We start from the raw sequence: 20,201 nt of genomic DNA on the forward strand, positions 1-20,201 counted from the left end.
GGGAGAAAAGGGTTGTATTTTGATGTGTGTAAGAATGTAAGCAGATATATCAACGACGAGAAAAAGCCGAATGAGCACTGATTTAAACCGCGCCGATGAACTTGCACGACTTATTTTAGCGGGCTTTCATAGCCACTTTAGCCGTTTTCAATTATTGACTCAGGGTGCGCCTGAACGGTTTCTTGGGCAGCGCTGGCAGGATGTGATTGGCGCAGCGGCGGAGCGAATTAGTTACTACGATAAGCAGGTGGCACTCACAAGTGACGAGCTATTGCAGTATCAAACACAGTTTGATGAGACGCTTTGGTTAAGTGTTCGTCAACGGTATCAATCGCTGTTACAGTTTCACCCTCAGGCGGATTTAGCCGAAACGTTTTATAACTCGGTTTTTTGTCGTGCGTTTGAAAGACAGTATTTTCATAATGCTTTTATCTTCGTCGAATCAACACTGGAAGAACGCACACCTGTCCCAGTTGAACATGTTTATCAATCCTACTTCCCGGTTTATCAAGGTTTTACACAAACGTTAGAGCAGCTATTTTTGGATTTAGGTTTAGGCGATACTTTTGAGAACCTCAAACACGATGTTGAACAACTCAGAGCCACGTTTTTACAGCGTGCGGTCGAGGATGATGTCGAACCTCATGAGGTACGTATTGATGTGCTTAAAACGCCTTTCTATCGAAACAAAGCGGCTTACGTGGTTGGGCGCATCGTCACACAACAGCACAGTTACCCATTTATCGTACCGATTTTAATTAACCCTGAAGGGCGTCTTTACGTTGACGCATTTATTACGCAATCAGACCGAATGGCCGCGATATTTGGTTTTGCGCGTTCATACTTCATGGTAAATACCGAAGCACCCTCGGCACTGGTGCGTTTTTTAAAGCAACTGATGCCGCGCAAAACGTTTTCTGAGCTGTATTCGTCGATTGGGTTCCATAAGCAAGCCAAAACTGAGTTCTATCGTGACTTCCTCAAACAGCTTGCCAGCTCTAATGAACAATTGACTGCGGCACCTGGTGTGAAGGGAATGGTGATGACAGTATTCACGCTGCCCTCATTCCCTTACGTATTTAAAGTTATCAAAGATGAACTGGGAGACACTAAGAGTTTTGGGCGCGATACAGTGGTGAAGCGCTACCGTATGGTTAAGCAGCATGATCGTGTAGGGCGCATGGCAGACACGCTCGAGTTCTCTGATGTCGCGATTCCGAAACACCGCATTGCTGACGACCTAATGGATGAGCTTTTAGCGACCGTGGCGAGCAGTATTCGCTTTGAGGGTGATTTGCTGGTCATTAGCCAGTGTTTTATTGAACGGCGAATGATACCGCTGAATATGTATTTAGAGTACGCCAGTGAAGCGGAGCAGGCGGCAGCGATTGATGACTACGGTCGTGCCATCAAGGATATGATTGCGGCGAATATATTCCCCGGCGACATGCTGTTGAAGAACTTTGGTGTGACACGTCATAAGCGCGTCGTGTTTTATGATTATGACGAAGTTCGCTACCTAACCGATATGAACTTTAAAGCACTGGCTAAAGCCGATCACGAAGTGTCGTTTGCCCCCGACGATGTGTTCCCCGAACAGCTTGCGGTCTTTGCTGTGCCTCAGCCACGTTATCGTGAGCTGTTACTCAGTGCACATCCCGAGTTAATCGATCCAAATTATTGGCGGCAGCGCCAGCAAGATATCAAGGAGGGGGTGATTAAAGATATCTTCCCGTACGCTGCCGACTTACGTTTTACGCGGTCGTTTTAAATTGATCTTCCTCGGTTGAGCCCGTCAAGGCAGTCACTGATGAGGCGCCACCTTGAATCGCATTGGTGAGCGCGTCGAAGTAGCCCGTGCCAACTTCTTGTTGGTGTGCAACAAAGGTGTAGCCCTTGTCAGCGGCATCAAATTCTTGCTGCTGCAAACGGACATAGGCTGACATATCATTACGGGCGTAATCGTGAGCAAGCTCAAACATGTGGTACCACATATTGTGCACACCCGCTAACGTGATGAACTGAAACTTGTATCCCATCGCTGCCAGCTCGCGTTGGAACTTAGCGATTGTTGCGTCGTCGAGGTTACGTTTCCAGTTAAACGAAGGCGAGCAGTTGTAGGCTAATAGCTTGCCTGGATATTTAGCGTGGACAGCCTCGGCGAACTGACGTGCCTCGTCAAGATCCGGTTTCGCCGTTTCACACCAAATGAGGTCAGCATAAGGCGCGTAGGCAAGACCGCGCGAAATGGCTTGCTCAATGCCTGGCTTAACGCGGTAGAAGCCCTCTGCGGTGCGCTCACCGGTGACAAATGGCTTGTCATTGTCGTCAAAATCCGAGGTCAGTAGGTCGGCCGCGTTGGCATCTGTACGCGCGACAATCAGCGTCGGCACGCCCTCGACGTCGGCCGCAAAACGCGCCGCAATTAATTTTTGCACCGCTTCTTGCGTAGGAACGAGTACTTTACCGCCCATATGACCGCATTTTTTGACTGACGCCAGTTGATCTTCAAAGTGCACGCCCGCTGCCCCACATTGAATCATTCGCTTCATTAATTCATAGGCGTTTAAGACGCCGCCAAAGCCTGCTTCAGCATCGGCAACGATAGGCGCAAAGTAATCCACGTAGCGTTCGTCGTCTGGGCTAATACCTTTTGACCACTGGATCTGGTCAGCGCGGGCAAATGAGTTATTGATGCGTTCAACCACCGTAGGCACAGAGTCAACGGGATACAGCGATTGGTCCGGATACATGTTACGTGATGAGTTATTATCCGCGGCGACTTGCCAACCGGAGAGGTAAATCGCCTGTAAACCCGCTTTGACTTGCTGCACCGCTTGGCCGCCGGTGAGCGCGCCGAGCGCGTTCACATAGTCCTTGCCAAACTTTTGTTGTGCTTCGCCATTAATCAATCGCCAAAGTTTTTGTGCGCCCTGTTGCGCATAGGTGTGCTGAACTTGCAACGAACCACGTAGTTTGACCACCTCTTCTGCGCTATAGGGGCGCTGAACCTGTGCCCAACGTGGGTCGTTTTTCCAACTTTGTTCAAGCGCTTTTGCTTGTTCGGCTTGTTGTGTTGATATAGTCATGATGTTGTCCTGTTATTTGAGTAATTAATCGAGTTGTTGGTAGCCGGGAAGTGTGAGGAAATCCACTAACTCATCGGCGGTTGTGATCGCTTCAAGCAGTGCTACTGCTTTATCAAACGGTTGTTGTTGCCAGGTCGACTCGCTTACTTCTTGCTTCACGTTGTTTGCTTCTTCAGCGAGCATTTGCGTGAACAGGGCTTTAGTGACCGGCGTACCGTCACTGAGCTGTTTCTGATGCTTAATCCACTGCCAAATTGATGCACGCGAGATTTCGGCGGTGGCGGCATCTTCCATCAGTCCGTAAATAGGGACACAGCCGCGTCCATCGAGCCACGCGCTGATGTACTGTAATGCCACGCGAATATTGGTACGCATACCTGCCTCGGTGCGCTCGCCCTGACATGGGGTCAGCAATTGAGATGCGGTGATGTGTTGATCAGATTCGCGGAGTACGTGTAGTTGGTTGTCCCCTTTGAGTTGGTCAACAAAAATGGCACGTACCGTATCGGCGAGACCTGGATGCGCAATCCAGGTGCCATCGTGACCATTGTCGAACTCAAGTTGTTTGTCCTTCGCGACTTTGGCGAGAATTTGCTCGTTCTCTGCACTGTCTTTGCTGGGAATAAACGCCGCCATGCCGCCCATCGCGAGTGCGCCACGTTTGTGGCATGTGTGAACCAACAAGCGTGAGTAGGCGTTGAGAAAGGGCTGTGACATAGTGACTTGTTGGCGATCAGGTAGCACGCGATCGGGATGATGTTTGAGGGTCTTGATATAGCTAAAGATGTAATCCCAGCGACCGCAGTTTAAAGCGGCGATATGATCGCGTAGCGCGTGCAGAATTTCATCCATCTGAAATACCGCGGGTAGTGTTTCGATAAGCACCGTCGCACGTATGGTGCCCGGCTTAAGCTGAAAGCGTTGTTCTGAGTAATGGAACACATCGCTCCACCACTGTGCTTCGCTGCTGTGCTCTAACTTCGGCAAGTAAAGGTAAACACCTGTTCCTTCGTCTAATCGAACGCGGTAGTTATGATAAAAATATAAAGCGAAATCGAGCAGTGCTCCAGGCACCGCATGGCCCTCAAAGGTTAAGTGCTTTTCGGGTAAATGAAGTCCGCGCACGCGTGCAATTAACAGCGCAGGGTTCGGTGCAACGTTGTACTCTTTGCCGCTGTTGGGATCGGTGAAGCTGAGCGTATTGCGATTAGCGTCAATTAAATTGATTTGTCCATCCAGCAGACCCTGCCAGGTGGGCGACTGAGAGTCCTCAAAGTCAGCCATATAACAGTCGACGTTGGCGTTGAGTGCATTGATAACCATTTTCCGGTCAACAGGACCTGTAATTTCGATACGTCGACGGGTGAGATCTTTGGGTAATGGCCGAATTTGCCAATCGGCCTCACGTATTGCAGAAGTCGCAGGATCAAAGTCAGGGAGTGTACCTGCGTCAATAGCTTGCTGCCGCTTTGAACGAGCCTCTAGGAGTTGCGCGTGACGAGGCATAAACCGCTCGCATAAGTCGACAAAATAGGACATGAATTGTGGTGTAAATAAACGCGCTTGGTGGGGCACGTGTTCCACAGTAAATGAGAGTCGAGATGTCATAATCTGAACCTAATGTTAGTGATTTGTTAACACAGATTCAGCTTAGAGGGGATTTAGTGTATTCGTCTAATTTATGCCAATGATTATGGCTATTTCTGAGAGTTATTTTACTTCTTTCAATGGTGTGGTTAAAAATTGTGCGGGGACCTTCGTCCCCGCATACTGATCATGAGACTTTAAAGCGCTCAACCAAGTTGTTTAGCTCTACCGCTAAGCGAGAAAGCTCTTGGCTTGAGGCACTTGTTTGTTCGGCGCCTGAAGCTGTAGAGTTGGATAGGTCGCGAATACTCACTAAGTTCTTATCAACATCACGTGCAACATTAGCTTGTTGTTCAGCCGCACTTGCAATCGAAGTATTGTGTGTATTTATTTCACTCACTGCGGTAGCAATTTGCTTGAGTGCCGAACCGGCTTCACGCGCTATATCAAGTGTTTTAGCGGCACGTTCAAGGCTTTGCTTCATGGTTGTCACTGAACGATCACTTGAGGCATTAATGGCAGACACCATTTCCTCAATTTCGACGGTTGACTGCTGAGTTTTGTGAGCCAGTGAGCGCACTTCATCGGCGACCACCGCAAAGCCTCGACCCGATTCGCCCGCTCGTGCAGCTTCTATCGCAGCGTTAAGTGCAAGCAAGTTGGTTTGTTCAGCGATGCCGCGAATAACCTCAAGCACTTTGGTAATGCCAGTGACCTTGTTAGCGAGCTCAGTGACGTTGTTCGATGAGTCGCCGATTTCCTGAGAAAGCTCTTCAATTGCCGTCACTGTTTTAGATACGCGGTCGTTACCGTACTGTGCTTGTTCGTCGGCAGCCTCTGAAGCTTCAGATGCGCTTTGTGCATCTTGTGCCACGTTTTCGACAGCGGCAGTAAGCTCGTTGACTGCGGTGGCTGCTTGCTCTAACTCTTCTGTTTGCTGTTGGATAGTGCGTGTCGAGTCATCCGTGACTGAGCTGAGCTCCTCTGAAGTCGAGGCAAGCTGTTGTGATGATTGCGCAATTTGACCAATGGACTCACGTAACTCACGCTGTGTGTTAATAAGCTGACGAAGTAACTGGGCTGGCTCATCTTTGCCTTGTACATCTATCTGTTGCGTTAAGTCTCGCTGTGCGATGGTCTCAGCAAAGTCCAAAGCGCCGCGCAATGGCGTAACAATGCTCTTCGTTAGTAAGACTGCAAAACATGCTACTAGTATGATCGACACGACTATGGCGATAATCACTGCTGTTTGGGCTGCGCTCGCAATATCACGTGCCTTAGCAGAAACTCGATCGACTTGTGTCATCTCTTCGGACAGGATTTCATCAAGCGTTGCAGAAATTTTGTCGGTCAGCGGAAGAATCGTGTTTTCACGCAACGAGGCAACGGGTTCTTCGAGATTGGCATTAACGAGCTTCATAAATTGTTCGTCATGCTTCCAAAACTCCGTCAGTAAGCTCTTTAGCTTTTTAAACTGACTGGCAATCGCCTCTCTCTGGATAAGTGCTTCATACTCTGAGAGGTTTCTTTCGAGGTTAGTTTTTGCATCGTTGTATTTCTTTAGATAACCCTCTAACCGCGCAGCATCATCCATGTAAGTGGTAATGTTTGCGGCATGGACGCGCACACGCAAAAATTCGCGGTCAAGGTCGTTCACATTATCAATAGCTGGCATCTGTTGTTCGGTAATTGAGTCTAGTTGCGTCACAACATTATCGAGTCGCATCAATGAGAAAACACCGAGCAGCAACACGATTGCTCCAAGCATCCCAAAGGTGACAGCTAATCTCGCTCCAATCGAGAAATTTCTAAACATAAGTCCCTCTAAAAAGTTTAGTCTTTATCTAACAAACAACTTATCGGCCTGTTTCTGCGAAACATAAGTGATTAATTAAAGTGTTAAATCGTTTACTGGCTGTTTCGATATCACTTAACTCTAAAAACTCGTTCGGCTGGTGTGCTTGGTTTATAGAGCCAGGTCCCATGACCAGTGTTTGACAGCCAAGTTGTTGTAAAAATGGCGCTTCAGTACAGTAGTTTACTGCGCATGAGGGACTCGCTGCAATTTTCTCTGCGAGTGAAACGAGTGCAGAGTCGGCTTGTTCCAAAAAGCCCGGAATGGGTTCGTGCATTGGCACTAAATCAATGGCATTGGGATATTCTTTCATGATTGGTTGAAGTAGTTGCAAGAGTTCGGCGTAGAGATGATCAATGTGCATGCCAGGTAAAGGACGAATATCTAACTGCAGTTCGCAACATCCACAAATACGATTGGCGTTATCCCCGCCATGGATAGAGCCTAAATTCATCGTGGGAAAGCTCACATCAAATAGCTTATTTGAATACTTATGCGAAATCCTGTTTTTAAATTCAAGCAGCTGAGTCGTCACCTTATGCATGATTTCTATCGCGTTCAATCCGAGCCGAGGATCGGAGCTATGACCAGTACGGCCGATGACTTTGATTGCTTCTGTCATGTGCCCTTTGTGGGCTCGGATAGGCTGCATTTGGGTGGGTTCGCCAATGATGCAGTAATCGGGTTTTAAATCAGGAAAGTGATGTAATTCCCGTGCGCCCGCCATGGTTGTCTCTTCATCTGCGGTTGCCAATATCATAATAGGTTTTGTCTGATACTGCTCGGGTAGACGCTTTAGCTCCTCAATAATAAATGCAAAAAAGCCTTTCATATCAATGGACCCAAGACCATACCAGCGATTATCCCGTTCAGTTAATTTGAAGGGATCAGAATGCCAACGGTGCTCGTCGAACGGCACGGTATCAGTGTGACCCGAGAGGAGAAGGCCACCCTTGCCGGATCCTCGTCTAGCGAGCAAGTTGTATTTATTAGGGTTGTCATTTAAAGGCTGTATCTCAACCTTAAAATTAAGCGCCTCTAACCACTCTGCAAGTAAGTCGATGACCGCCTTATTGGAATGATCCCAACTGGGATCGAGTGAACTGATCGACGGGCGAGCAATGAGTGCTTGGTACATATTAAAAAAGGAGGGGATCGACATAGATAATTATCCATAAAAGTTGCATAAATATATTTATTCAGTTAGTCTGCATATAAATTTAGCGAGATGCAAATAACTAAGCAGACTTTGAGATGGAAAGAAAGCAGGCAAGCAAAAAATATTCGCTCCAGAATGTCGTGGTGATTGGTGCCAGTGGTTACGCCGGTGTCGAGCTTGTGACGCTGTTGAGTGAACATCCTCTGGTCGGCGAACTGACACTGTACGTTTCGGAGCAAAGCCAAGACCGCAATACATCGATTTCTGATCTCTACCCTCGTCTCAAAGGTCGCGTTGAACAGTCTTTAATGGGGCTGCCTATTGGAAAGGTAACTGATGAACTGGCGAGTGCCGATGCTATTTTTTTGTGTACCTCTCATGAGGTGAGTTGCCAATGGCATGCGCAATTGAGCCAGCTCAAGGCGACTGTATTTGATTTGTCAGGCGGTTTTCGGCTGCCGGATGCGAAGTTATACCCCGATTATTATGGTTTTGAACACCCCGCAGCGGATGCTTTGTCATCGGCAGCATATGGTCTTGCCGAGTGGTTAGATGAGCGTTTTGATAGCGCGCACTGGGTCGCGGTACCCGGTTGTTATCCAACGGCAGCACTGTTGGCACTTAAGCCACTCGCTTTGTTTAATAAAGATGTGAGTCATGTCGTGATAAACGCGGTATCGGGGGTGACCGGAGCAGGGCGTTCGCCGAGTCTTAAAACACAGGGTGCGGAACTCTCGTTGCAAGGCTATGGTGCCGGTGTTCACCGTCATCAACCTGAGATTGATCACTACTGCGGTCTAAACACTCTGTTTTTACCGCACTTAGGCGATTTTAAGCGGGGTATCTTAGCGACGATTACCGTGCATTTCACTGCGCCGCCTACGCAAGCGCAAGTCGAAGATGTTTACCAAGTGTATCAGGCCAGTGAACTTGTTCATGTGACCAAGGCAGGCTATCCGGCGTTGAAGGATGTCGTGAATAGCGGTCAGTGCCACATCGGTTGGCACCTACAGGGACACTCGCTTGTGGTGTATAGCGCGATCGATAATTTATTGAAAGGCGCAGCCAGCCAAGCCCTGCAGTGCTTCAATATTAAGCTAGGTTTGCCGAGCGCTGAGGGAGTACCGCTATGAATGTGATTAAACTCGGCGGAAGGGTGCTTGACGACCCACAAGGTTTGGCTGCCCTGTTTCAACAAATTACGCAGCAGCAAAACTTCCAACCCACGCTCATCGTGCATGGTGGCGGACAACAGGTGGATGACTTGTTTGCCAAACTCAACCTATCAGTCGTTAAGTATCAGGGGCTGCGGGTGAGTGTTGCCGAACAAATGCCGCTGATTGTCGGTGCGCTCGCTGGCACTGTCAATAAACAGTTACTGACTATTGCGATTAAACAAGGATTGCAACCCGTCGGCCTAACACTTTATGAAACAGGGCTTCATGTGCAACAGGGCAAACCTGAGCTAGGTCTAACGGGTCACTGTGTTGCACCCTTTGAAGTGAGCACGTTGTTGCTGACTTTGCTAGAGCAACGCTACCTACCAATTGTTAGTTGTGTCGGCTTTGATGCTGATGGGCAGTGGCTCAATGTAAACGCAGATGAGGCGGCTGCAGGGTTGGCTAAGGCACTGTCGGCGACGTTGACCTTTGTAAGTGATGTGCCCGCCGTGCTGGATGAGCACCAACAGCCTATTGATGAGTTAGACAGTGACACGTTACAGCAACTTATTGACGCTGGGACGCTGAACGGTGGTATGCGAGTCAAAGTGGAGCATGCGTTGACCGTTGCTCGATTTCTACAAAAACAAGTGCGAATCTGCGGGTGTTCGTGCGACACCCGTCATCACTCCGGCACACTGATTAATCCTTAATTTTTAGTATTCGAGATTCGTATGAACAAGCACTTTTTAACGGGTAATGAGCTTACCCAAACTCAACTCACACAGTTAATTGAAACTGCGATACAGCAAAAAGCAGCTCCGCAAAATTATACCCAAAGTTTAGCGGGCAAGAGCATTGTAACCTTGTTTGAAAAACCCAGTCTTCGTACGCGGTTATCATTCGACGTTGGTATTCAACGTTTAGGTGGTCACTGTGTGTACCTCGATGAGCAAAATGGACAGCTCGGTAAGCGCGAAACAATTGCTGACTACGCCAAAAACTTGTCGTGCTGGTGTGATGCCATCGTGGCGCGTGTCAATCAACATGAAACCTTACAAGAACTCGCCAAACATGCCTCGGTCCCGGTGATTAACAGTTTGTGCGATCAGTTTCATCCTTGCCAAGCTCTTGCCGACTGTCTGACGCTGGTAGAGACCTACGGAGAGGTCAGTGGTAAGCAGTTGAGCTACTGGGGGGACGGTAACAATGTGGCGCGTTCGTTAGCGCTTTATGCCGCGTTGCTCGGTATGGATGTGACGTTGGTTACGCCACCTCACCATGGCTTAAGTGATGCAGATATTGAGCTGCTCAATAAAGCGGGGATCGGTTCAGTCAAGCAGATACATGATCCCAATGCGTGTCAACAGAGCGACATTGTCTACACCGATACGTGGGTTTCGATGGGGCAACAGCAAAGTCTTGATGACGTAAAGGCGACCTTTATGCCGTATCAAGTCAACGCATCCTTGATAAAGCGTTTGGGTGCCACCGCCGTGATGCATTGTCAGCCGGCTCACCGCGACTACGAAATAACCTCTGAGGTAATGGATAGCGATTACTCACTGTGTTTGCAGCAAGCAGAAAACCGGCTTTTTGCGCAAAATGCCTTGTTGCATCTTCTATTAAATTCAAGTGCCACACTCACCCTACAACACGCGAGCTAAGGAGCGAGTAATGAACAAAGTAGTATTGGCTTATTCAGGTGGTTTAGATACATCCGTCATCGTACCTTGGTTACGTGAAAATTATGGCTGCGAGGTGGTGGCGTTTGTCGCCGATGTAGGGCAGGGCGCTGAAGAACTCGAAGGGGTCGAGGCGAAAGCAAAAGCATCGGGCGCAAGTGAGTGCCATATTGTCGACCTCAAAGATGAGTTCGCCGCAAACTATATTTACCCGAGCTTAAAAACCGGCGCAGTGTATGAGCAAAGTTATCTGTTAGGTACGGCGATGGCTCGCCCTGTCATTGCTAAGGCTCAAGTTGAACTCGCGCGTAAAGTAAACGCGGATGCGCTGGCACATGGTTGTACCGGTAAAGGTAATGATCAGATTCGGTTTGAATCATGCTATGCGGCGTTGGCGCCGGATCTCACTGTGATAGCGCCTTGGCGTGAGTGGGACTTAAGTAGCCGCGAGAGCCTGTTAGATTATCTCGCTGAACGCAATATCCCATGCTCAGCTTCGCTGAAGAAAATTTACAGCCGAGATGCCAATGCATGGCATATATCGCATGAGGGTGGAGAGCTTGAAGATCCGTGGTGTGAACCCAGTGACGAAGTGTGGACGTTAACCTGTGCACCCGAACAAGCGCCTGACCGACCTGAATATGTGAAAGTAGGTATTGAACAGGGAGCGGTTGTCAGGGTAAACGGCGAGGCGCTTTCGCCGCTGCAGTGTTTAGCACAGTTGAATGCGCTTGGCGCGAAACACGGCATTGGGCGCGTTGATATTGTCGAAAACCGTTTAGTGGGCATGAAAAGTCGCGGGTGTTATGAAACGCCTGGAGGCACCATTATGATGCATGCGCTGCGCGGTATCGATGAATTGGTGCTCGATAAAATGACGCGCTCATGGAAAACCCAGCTCAGCGAGCAATTTGCACAATTGCTATACGATGGGCGCTGGTTTACGCCTAACCAAGCATCCGTGTTGGCCGCAGCAGAGAGCCTGAGTCACGTTGCTACGGGTGAGGTGGTGATTAAGTTATATAAAGGTAACGTAACTGTCACGCAAAAATGTTCTCCTTATTCTCTTTACAGTGAGGCATTTGCCACGTTTGGTGCGGATAATGTTTATGACCAAAAGCATGCCGCTGGGTTTATTCGCCTTTACTCATTGTCGAGCCGGATCCGTGCCTTAAAGCAAACGGATAACGTGTAGGAGGCGATTATGACCAATGGACTTTGGGGAGGCCGGTTTAGCGCGCCTCCTAGCCAAGCCTTTCAGCAGTTTAATGACTCCTTGCCATTTGACTGTGTCCTGCTTGAATTTGATATTCGGGGCAGTATTGCTTGGGCGCAATCATTGCAACACGTGGGTGTGTTAACGGCTGATGAATACAGCCATATTCAACACGCGCTACATGACATCTTGCAGCATTGGAGTGGTTGCTTAGGCGATGTCGCGGTTGCTGGTGATGAGGATATTCATGCGTTTATTGAGCGTCAACTGATTGAGCGTATTGGCGATCTCGGCAAAAAGCTACACACGGGACGAAGCCGTAATGACCAAGTGGCTACCGATATTCGACTGTGGTGTCGTGCGCAAGTTGAAACCCAGTGGCAGCGTCTCCAGCAACTCATTGCAGCGCTTGCCGACTTAGCTGAGCGCGAAGCAACCACGGTCATCCCTGGTTATACTCATTTACAAAGAGCGCAACCGGTGCTGTTTTCGCACTGGTGTTTAGCCTATGTTGAGATGTTTAAGCGCGACCAGGCGCGATTAAAAGATGCATTAACGCGCATTAATGTGTGCCCATTGGGAGCTGGCGCCCTGGCAGGCACGGCTTATCCCGTAGATAGAACCGACTTAGCACATCGCTTAGGTTTCAGTGAACCCGCTACAAACAGTCTTGATGCGGTGTCGGATCGCGACTTTATTGTAGAGCTGTTATCGATCGCCTCGTTGTCAATGATCCACCTATCTCGTATGGCAGAAGACCTTATTTTCTATGCGAGCGGTGAAGCGGGTTTCGTTGAATTAGCCGATGATGTGAGCAGTGGCTCTTCGCTGATGCCACAGAAGAAAAACCCCGACGCATTGGAACTTATTCGTGGTAAGTCGGGACGTGTCGTGGGCGCGCACGTGGGCCTGCTGATGACGCTGAAAGCATTGCCGCTGGCCTATAACAAAGATATGCAAGAAGACAAAGAAGGTCTGTTTACAAGTTTCACACAGTGGGGCGCCTCTATCGATATCGCGCAACAGTGTGTCAATGGACTGACTGTGAATCGACCACGTGCACTGCAGGCGGCACAAGGCGGCTATTCTAATGCCACTGAACTTGCCGACTACCTGGTGAGTAAGGGCGTGCCTTTTCGGCATGCTCATGAGGTGGTGGGCGAGTGTGTACAAATTGGACTGCAACAGCAAACGCCGTTAGAAGCTCTCCCATTGGCGACGTTGCAGAGCGTCCATTCGGCTATTGAAGACGACGTTTACGATTGGCTAAGCATTGATGCATTGCTTTCTAAACGCAACGCCTTGGGTGGCACCAGTGTTGAACAAACGCAATCTGCACTGAAAATGCTGCAACAAGAGCTTCGTATTGTTGTACGTGATGCAACACTTGATGATATCGACGCAATCGTAGGACTCGTTGGACACTGGGCCGGGGCTGGCGAAAACTTGCCGCGAGCGAAAGACGATATCGTGCACTCGATTAACGAGTTCGCTGTTACCGAAGTGGATGGACAAGTCACGGGGTGTGCCTCACTCTACATCTATACAACAGGTTTAGCTGAAATTCGGTCGTTAGGTGTGAACCCTAAAAGCCAAGTGCGTGGGCAAGGGCGCATGCTGGTGAAGCATTTATGTCATAAAGCACGACAGATCCGTTTAAAGCGTGTAATCGTTTTAACACGTGTCCCAGATTTCTTTAAGCAGCAAGGCTTTAGTGTGTGTGAAAAAGCACAATTGCCAGAGAAAGTCATGAAAGACTGTGAGCTGTGTCCTAAAAAGCATTGTTGTGACGAAATCGCCATGGAGTATGGGCTGTAGAGCAGCCCATCGACTTCACCCGCTACGTTTCAGTTGGGTTACTCTATTATGAAGATTTGATGACAGTTCGTGTTTGTCACAAATTTGTCACGCTTGCTCTCTAACATTCTCCTCGACTTTTAACCTATGGATAACATCCAAGTCGGGAGAACCCAATGAATCTGAATTCTTTGTTCAAAGCATCTGCAATCGCAGCAGCCTTAGCGCTTGCTGGTTGTGGCGGCGACATCAACATCAACTCAGGCGCTGACGTAGAGCAGCCAGACAACGGCAACGGCGGCGACAATGGTGGCGATAACGGCGGCGACAACGGCGCTGACTTGCCGGGCACTACAAGCGGCTCACTTTCGTTAGCAGCGTCGGAAGCGCTGGGCGAAGAAGTACAAGTTCAAGTAATCTCTGGTCGTATCACAGCTGACACCACGTTGGTTAACAGCTTAGATGACGGCACTACTGTTATGTACGCTATCGATGGACCTACTTTCGTTGGTGGCGATAACACCGACTCAGCAACACTGACTATCGAGCCAGGTACAGTAGTATTTGGTCGTCAAGGTAACGACTACCTTGTCATCAGCCGTGGCTCACAAATCATGGCAGACGGTACTGCCGAAGCGCCAATCATCATGACTTCATCACAAGACGTTTTGGGTGAAGAGACTGGCGCAGGCCAATGGGGTGGTTTGGTTATCTTAGGTAACGCATCAAGCAACAAGTGCCCTGCAGACGGCTCTGATTGTGCATTGCAAGTTGAGGGTGCTGAAGAAGGCGCAGTATTCGGCGGAACTCAAGACGACGATAACTCTGGTACGCTTCGTTATTTCGTTGTTAAGCACGCTGGTTTCGAAATCGCACCTGATAACGAATTAAACGGTATCACTTTTGGTGGCGTAGGTTCAGGCACGACTGTTGACTACTTACAAGTTCACGGTAACGCGGACGACGGTATCGAAATGTTCGGTGGTACGGTTAACTTCAAGCACGTTGTATTAACCAGCATGCAAGATGACAGCATCGACTGGGATAACGGCTATCGCGGTAAGATGCAATACGTTTACGTTGAGCAAGATCCAAACGGTGGCGACGCTAACCGTGGTATCGAAGCAGATAACGACGGCAGCGATCCGGCTGCAACCCCAATGTCTAACCCAACGATTGCTAACCTGACTATCATCGGTAATAACTTCCAAGGTGAAGATTCATCTGAAGGTATCTACCTACGTGAAGGTACTGGCGCGCAATTGTACAACGTTGTTGTAACCGGTCCATCTGAAATGGGCGAGTGTTTAGAAATCGAAGGCAGCCCGCAATCACAAGCTAATCTCGGCGATGGCACTATCACCATGGAAAACTCTTTCATGGCGTGTAACAACGGCGAAAACTTCAAGTTTGGTGCCAACGACGTAGACCTTGAAGACTGGTTCCTTAACCAGCAAGAAGCTAACGAAGTAAGCACTTCAATTATGCTAGGTGCGAACGGTCAGCCAATGGCTAACTCACCGCTATTAGGTGCAGGTCAAGACGTTGCGAATACCGTTGACGGTAGCTTCTTCGAATCAGTTGATTTTGTGGGTGCAGTACCGGGTGACAGTGATTGGCGTCAAGGTTGGGCATTTGGTTTCGGCGGCGGTGAAGTCACTGCGGGCGGTTCAGAAGCACCTGTAGCAGGTTGCCCAGCGGGTACTGAAGCAATTACTCCAGTTGACGGCTCAACCACAACGTGTGAGTTAGAAGGTGCTTACACTAGCGACTTGACCTTAACAGCTGGCAACATCTACGCGTTAAGCGGTCCAGTATTCATGGGTGGCGACAATGCTGACTCTATGACGCTGACTATCGAGCCAGGTGTGACGCTTTACGGCCGTACTGGTGGTGATTACTTAGTGATTAGCCGTGGTTCTGACATCATGGCAGAAGGTACTGCAGAAGAACCTATCACTTTAACTTCAGCAGCTTATGTTGAAACGGGCGAAGGTCAGCCTGGTCAGTGGGGTGGTTTGGTTATCTTGGGTAACGCACCAAGCAACAAATGTCCATCTGACGGTTCTGACTGCGCATTGCAAGTTGAAGGTGCAGCAGAAGGCGCTGTATTCGGTGGTACAGACTCAGCTGATAACTCAGGTACGTTGCGCTATGTTCGCGTAATGAACGGCGGTTTCGAAATCGCACCTGATAACGAATTGAACGGTATCACCTTTGGTGGTGTTGGTTCTGCAACAACAGTTGAGTACTTGCAAGTTCACAACAACTCAGACGACGGCATCGAAATGTTCGGTGGTGCAGTTAACTTCAAGTATGTTGTGTTAACTAACATGCAAGACGACAGCATTGACTGGGATAACGGTTATCAAGGTAAATTGCAGTATGTATTGGTTCGCCAGAACCCAGACAACTCTGATGCAAACCGTGGTATCGAAGCAGATAACGACGGTAGCAACCCAGCTGCAACGCCAATGTCTAACCCAACGATTGCTAACTTGACTATTATTGGTAACACGTTCGAAGGTGAAGACTCTTCTGAAGGTATCTACCTACGTGAAGGTACTCAGGCTACTTTCTACAACACTATCGTTTCAGGTCCTGCAGGCATGGGCGAGTGTTTGGAAGTTGAGAGCAACCCAGTGAGCCAGCAGCACTTGCAAGACGGTGGCATCGCGATGACTCACTCAGTTATGGCATGTGACAACGGCGAGAACTTCAAGTTCGGTGCGGGTGATGTTGACTTGGAAACTTGGTTCACCGGTCAAGAAGGCAACAGCATTGTTGCAGCAGCTGATGCACTTAACGGTATCTTCAGCATCTCTGACGCAACTGCAGCAGACCTCAGCGGCGATACATTCTTCGATAACGCATCATTCGTAGGTGCAGTTGAAGAAGGTAACGACTGGACTGCAGGTTGGACTGTAGGATTAGAGTAACCCCTTAAACAGCACATCGTGCTCTTTAAAAGCCGTGAGGTGTTCTTCGGGACACCTCCGGCTTCCATAGTAACAAGAGGTAACTAATATCATGCGTGCCAACCGATTCCCTCTGGCAAATATTTCTCTCGCAGTGCTTGCGTGTTTAGCAACACCTGCGGCTCTCGCTTGGCAAGATGCTGAGCAAACTGAAACTGAAACAGAGCAACAAGCCAGCAATCCTGAACAAGTCATCGAGGAAGTGGTCACCACGGGCACTCGTTTGCAAGGTAGCGCGGCCGCCGTTGTTCAAGAACGTAAAGAGCAGGCGTTCGTTGCTGATATCATGGGTGCAGATCAAATCTCGCGTACCGGTGACTCGGACGCTGCAGCTGCATTACGCCGTATCACTGGCTTAACGCTGGTTGATGGCAAGTTTATCTATGTACGTGGTTTGGGTGAGCGTTATTCAAGTACTCAGTTGAACGGTATGTCGGTACCGAGTCCTGACCCAACACGTGCTGTTATTCCACTGGATTTATTCCCTGCTGATATCATTTCAAGCTTGGCAGTTCAGAAGTCTTATTCGGCATCAATGCCTGCCAATTTTGGTGGTGGTAACGTTGATATCCGTTTGAAGTCGGCACCTTCAGAAGAAGTGTTTAACGCCTCGGTTAAAGTGGGTGGCAACTCTGAGAATTTTGATGACGCCTACTGGTATGACGGTGGAAGTAGCTGGAAAGGTAAAGATGACGGCACTCGTGCAGCACCGCAAGTGTTGCAGAACTTGTGGGGACAACGCACGTTTCTTGATGAAATTAGCATCGAGGAAAACCGCGACGTCGCTTTAGCGCTTAACCGTGACTATGACCCAACGTTACAGTCAATCGATCCAGACTATGGCATCGACTTGACCTACGGTAACCGCTACGATTTGACTGACAAATGGGCGGTAGGCTTTTTAGCGACCGCTGCATACGATAATGAATGGGAAGTGTCTGAGCAGTTTTTGGGTGAAAACTTCCGTTTGAACCCCGACGATACATACACTTTGGTTCGTGGCTGGGATGACGTTGAATCAACCGAACACCAAGTGACATGGTCGGGTATGTTTACCTTTGGCTTAAACTACGGCGCTAACCATAAAGTTGATTTCAGTCACGTTATTTTAAACGATACCGAAGATCGCCTGCGTGAGAAGTTGGGTAATAACAACAACATCAACTTTGGTTCAAACCAGCGTATTCGCGAGTTTGATGTGAACTACCAAGAGCGTCGCATGGTGGCAAACCAAATTAAGGGTATGCACACCTTCACCGACTGGAACTTCTTGGGTGTTGATTGGAAATACTCAAAATCTCGTTCTAGCCGTTACGCACCAGGCAACTTAGAAACGCGCTTCATTATCACGGACCGTAATGAAGATGGCGTATTCGATCGTGAAGGCGAGAGTAACTTAACTAACGCGACAACCGCCGCGCGTTACTCATTCCAAGACCTTAATGACGAAGTTGAAAACTGGGGTGGTAATGTGACCCTGCCTATCATGCTTGATGATTGGGATATCACATTGAAAGCGGGCGCAGATTTCGTACAGAAAACGCGTTATGCGACTAACCGTCGTTTTGACATCAATACCCGTGCGTTCTCAGACTCAAGCGTTTTGAATGGCTATCAGTTAGGCGAAATACTTAATGATGACCTCATCGCGAATACGGAGCTGAGTTTCACGCCTATCTTAAACGACACCACTGTTGCGGGCGATGATTACATCTCTGCACAGACGATTGATGCCTACTATTTTGAAGGCGACGTGTTCTTGAAAGATGAGTGGCGTATCACCGCGGGTGTGCGTTGGGAAGATTTCCGTCAAGTAGTCGTACCTTTGGTACCCACTAACGGTCAAATTGATTTACCAACGAATCCAACGACGGATGATTTAGCTGACTTAGCGTTCCAAGAAGATGACTTCTATCCATCACTGGCGCTGACTTACTTCTTAACTGACGAACAGCAGTTGCGTTTTAGTTACGGACAAACGGTCGTACGTCCTGACTTACGTGAAGTTTCAAGCTCGACGTACTTGGATCCGCTGACTCTGTTCCCAGTAGGCGGTACGCCAGGTCTACGTACAACGTCTATTAAGAACTATGATGCACGTTGGGAATGGTACCAAGAAAACGGCGATACCTTGTCACTGGGTATGTTCTACAAAGACATGACCGACCCGATTGAATCGGTTCAGTCACCTGGGCAGGATGGTCCGCCATTGGTGCGTATCGCGAACGCGGAAACGGGTGAAGTCTACGGTGTCGAGATGGAGTGGTTGAAGTCAATCAGCAACAACTTCTTCGCATCAGGTAACGTTACGTTGAGTGATTCAGAAATTCAGCTGAATACTCAGAACATCGTGGAACAAACCGGTGTTTCGACCTCGATTACTAATACTGAGCGTCGTTTGACAGGTCACTCAAAATGGGTCGTGAACAGCCAGCTAGGCTTTGACTCTGACAATGGTAAGCACTCTGCCTCGTTGGTTTACAACGTATTTGGTGAGCGCATTATCATTCCAGGTATCGATGGCCGTGGTGACTCATTCGAGCAACCGTTCCATAGTTTAGATGCGGTTTACAGCTACTACCCAGACTTTAATTCTCAGATCACGGTTAAGGTGCAAAACATCTTAAACCAAGATAAAGAGATTGAGTTTGATGATACCTTGCTTCGTTCAGAAACACGTGGTGTTAGCTTCTCGTTAACCTACAAACGTGAATTCTAAATAAGCCGAGGCTCTTGATAAAAAGCGATGCTAACTAGCATCGCTTTTTTTTGCCCGTTGAATAGATACTTCGAGTGGTTTTAAGGTATCAAGATGGATGTCACGTTGTGGGAAGGCGATAACGATATCGTTTTCAGCAAAAAGTGCATCGATCTTATAGCGTAAGTCTGACTGAACTCTGCGTAAGTCCATCGGGGCGCTGACTGAAGTCCAAAAAAGTAAATTAAAAGTAAGACTGTTGTCCCCAAAGTTTTCGAACAACACCTCTATCGGATACTCCGTATTAATTTTGGTGTGTTCTTTTGCCGCTTCTAACATCAAGTCACGCACTTTCTCCGTGGGTGAACCATATGCCACGCCGACACTGACAATGCTTCGAATATCCTTAGAAACCAGTGTCCAGTTAACGACTCGCTGCTCTAAAAAGTAGCTGTTTGGGACCAGCACATGGATGCCATCGAAACGACGAATACGTACGCAACGATTGCCAATCTCTTCAATACGACCTTGCTCGTTCTCTAACTCAACGATGTCGCCAATCCGAATTGGACTCTCGGTTAATAGGATAAAGCCGGATATTAGATTGTTGAGTAAGTTCTGCGCACCAAAACCCACACCAATGGCAAACGCGCCACCGAGTACCGCAAATATCGTAATGGGGATACCGGCTAGCGGCAAAGCGAGTAAGACCAGTAGCAAATAGGCGACAAACTGGAATAGGCGACGAAAGGTAAACAGGGTGTTTTCTGATGCGCCGTTGCGTACCAGCGCTCTGTTCAGTAAATGTCGTCCGATAATTCTGACAACAATGACACCGATAATAATAATCGATAGTGCGATGACGACCTGACTAAAATGGATTTTAGTATCAGCGGAGGTATACAGTGGCATTTGCCATAGTGTTGAAAAGGCGGAGCTAAAGTCCGCCCATAAACTCGAAGCTTCTTCTTGCATAT

13 protein-coding genes are annotated in these 20,201 nt (G+C 48.6%); 8 read left to right on the top strand and 5 right to left on the bottom strand.

The features are described from left to right. Positions 1-70 precede the first annotated feature (70 nt). Complete coding sequence (gene aceK / locus DFP83_RS11160; RefSeq protein WP_110575739.1) at positions 71-1,771, top strand: bifunctional isocitrate dehydrogenase kinase/phosphatase; 1,701 nt, start codon at positions 71-73, stop codon at positions 1,769-1,771. Here the strand turns inward: aceK and aceA are convergent. The 4 genes from aceA to argE form a co-directional block, all read right to left on the bottom strand. Further along, positions 1,755-3,089, bottom strand: coding sequence for an isocitrate lyase (aceA, locus tag DFP83_RS11165; protein ID WP_110575741.1), 1,335 nt, complete (start codon positions 3,087-3,089; stop codon positions 1,755-1,757). The two genes, aceK and aceA, sit on opposite strands and share 17 nt — an antisense overlap. A 24-nt stretch (positions 3,090-3,113) precedes the next feature. Beyond that, positions 3,114-4,697 carry a malate synthase A gene (gene aceB, locus DFP83_RS11170; RefSeq protein WP_110575743.1) on the bottom strand — a complete coding sequence of 528 codons (1,584 nt, stop codon included), beginning with the start codon at positions 4,695-4,697 and terminating at the stop codon, positions 3,114-3,116. 166 nt (positions 4,698-4,863) lie between these two features. Next, positions 4,864-6,492, bottom strand: a complete 1,629-nt coding sequence (locus tag DFP83_RS11175; protein ID WP_110575746.1) for a methyl-accepting chemotaxis protein — start codon at positions 6,490-6,492, stop codon at positions 4,864-4,866. Between the two features lie 40 nt (positions 6,493-6,532). Further along, the gene (gene argE / locus DFP83_RS11180; protein ID WP_110575748.1) at positions 6,533-7,693 is read right to left on the bottom strand and encodes an acetylornithine deacetylase; all 1,161 of its coding nucleotides are present in this window, start codon (positions 7,691-7,693) and stop codon (positions 6,533-6,535) included. A gap of 92 nt (positions 7,694-7,785) precedes the next feature. Here argE and argC point away from each other — a divergent pair, with 92 nt between their 5' ends. The 7 genes from argC to DFP83_RS11215 all read left to right on the top strand — a co-directional run bounded on the left by argC (position 7,786) and on the right by DFP83_RS11215 (position 19,245). Next, positions 7,786-8,823, top strand: a complete 1,038-nt coding sequence (gene argC / locus DFP83_RS11185; protein WP_110575749.1) for an N-acetyl-gamma-glutamyl-phosphate reductase — start codon at positions 7,786-7,788, stop codon at positions 8,821-8,823. Then, positions 8,820-9,563, top strand: a complete 744-nt coding sequence (argB, locus tag DFP83_RS11190; protein WP_110575751.1) for an acetylglutamate kinase — start codon at positions 8,820-8,822, stop codon at positions 9,561-9,563. Before argC ends, argB begins: the two co-directional genes overlap by 4 nt. A 21-nt stretch (positions 9,564-9,584) precedes the next feature. Next, positions 9,585-10,517 (top strand): ornithine carbamoyltransferase, encoded by a 933-nt coding sequence (locus DFP83_RS11195; RefSeq protein ID WP_110575753.1) that lies wholly within the window; start codon positions 9,585-9,587, stop codon positions 10,515-10,517. A gap of 10 nt (positions 10,518-10,527) precedes the next feature. Further along, positions 10,528-11,730, top strand: coding sequence for an argininosuccinate synthase (locus DFP83_RS11200; RefSeq protein WP_110575755.1), 1,203 nt, complete (start codon positions 10,528-10,530; stop codon positions 11,728-11,730). Between the two features lie 9 nt (positions 11,731-11,739). Continuing rightward, the gene (gene argH, locus DFP83_RS11205) at positions 11,740-13,569 is read left to right on the top strand and encodes an argininosuccinate lyase (protein ID WP_110575757.1); all 1,830 of its coding nucleotides are present in this window, start codon (positions 11,740-11,742) and stop codon (positions 13,567-13,569) included. A 155-nt stretch (positions 13,570-13,724) separates the two neighbouring features. Then, complete coding sequence (locus tag DFP83_RS11210; protein WP_110575759.1) at positions 13,725-16,487, top strand: hypothetical protein; 2,763 nt, start codon at positions 13,725-13,727, stop codon at positions 16,485-16,487. Positions 16,488-16,578: 91 nt separating this feature from the next. Next, a complete protein-coding gene (locus tag DFP83_RS11215) occupies positions 16,579-19,245 on the top strand; it encodes a TonB-dependent receptor domain-containing protein (RefSeq protein WP_110575761.1) in 2,667 nt (888 codons plus the stop codon). Positions 19,246-19,275: 30 nt separating this feature from the next. On the opposite strand, the gene DFP83_RS11220 is transcribed toward DFP83_RS11215, so the two are convergent. Continuing rightward, the gene (locus DFP83_RS11220) at positions 19,276-20,199 is read right to left on the bottom strand and encodes a mechanosensitive ion channel family protein (protein ID WP_110575763.1); all 924 of its coding nucleotides are present in this window, start codon (positions 20,197-20,199) and stop codon (positions 19,276-19,278) included. Between the last annotated feature and the right edge of the window lie 2 nt (positions 20,200-20,201).

The organism is Idiomarina fontislapidosi (assembly GCF_003226255.1).
GTDB classification, from domain to species: domain Bacteria; phylum Pseudomonadota; class Gammaproteobacteria; order Enterobacterales; family Alteromonadaceae; genus Idiomarina; species Idiomarina fontislapidosi.

Excerpts from the sequence above, each read along its gene's own strand:
- DFP83_RS11175 (WP_110575746.1), bottom strand. The coding sequence starts at position 6,492 with ATGTTTAGAAATTTCTCGATTGGAGCGAGATTAGCTGTCACCTTTGGG.
- aceB (WP_110575743.1), bottom strand. The coding sequence starts at position 4,697 with ATGACATCTCGACTCTCATTTACTGTGGAACACGTGCCCCACCAAGCG.
- argB (WP_110575751.1), top strand. The coding sequence starts at position 8,820 with ATGAATGTGATTAAACTCGGCGGAAGGGTGCTTGACGACCCACAAGGT.
- argE (WP_110575748.1), bottom strand. The coding sequence starts at position 7,693 with ATGTCGATCCCCTCCTTTTTTAATATGTACCAAGCACTCATTGCTCGC.
- argH (WP_110575757.1), top strand. The coding sequence starts at position 11,740 with ATGACCAATGGACTTTGGGGAGGCCGGTTTAGCGCGCCTCCTAGCCAA.
- aceK (WP_110575739.1), top strand. The coding sequence starts at position 71 with ATGAGCACTGATTTAAACCGCGCCGATGAACTTGCACGACTTATTTTA.
- DFP83_RS11215 (WP_110575761.1), top strand. The coding sequence starts at position 16,579 with ATGCGTGCCAACCGATTCCCTCTGGCAAATATTTCTCTCGCAGTGCTT.
- DFP83_RS11195 (WP_110575753.1), top strand. The coding sequence starts at position 9,585 with ATGAACAAGCACTTTTTAACGGGTAATGAGCTTACCCAAACTCAACTC.
- DFP83_RS11220 (WP_110575763.1), bottom strand. The coding sequence starts at position 20,199 with ATGCAAGAAGAAGCTTCGAGTTTATGGGCGGACTTTAGCTCCGCCTTT.
- argC (WP_110575749.1), top strand. The coding sequence starts at position 7,786 with ATGGAAAGAAAGCAGGCAAGCAAAAAATATTCGCTCCAGAATGTCGTG.
- DFP83_RS11200 (WP_110575755.1), top strand. The coding sequence starts at position 10,528 with ATGAACAAAGTAGTATTGGCTTATTCAGGTGGTTTAGATACATCCGTC.
- DFP83_RS11210 (WP_110575759.1), top strand. The coding sequence starts at position 13,725 with ATGAATCTGAATTCTTTGTTCAAAGCATCTGCAATCGCAGCAGCCTTA.
- aceA (WP_110575741.1), bottom strand. The coding sequence starts at position 3,089 with ATGACTATATCAACACAACAAGCCGAACAAGCAAAAGCGCTTGAACAA.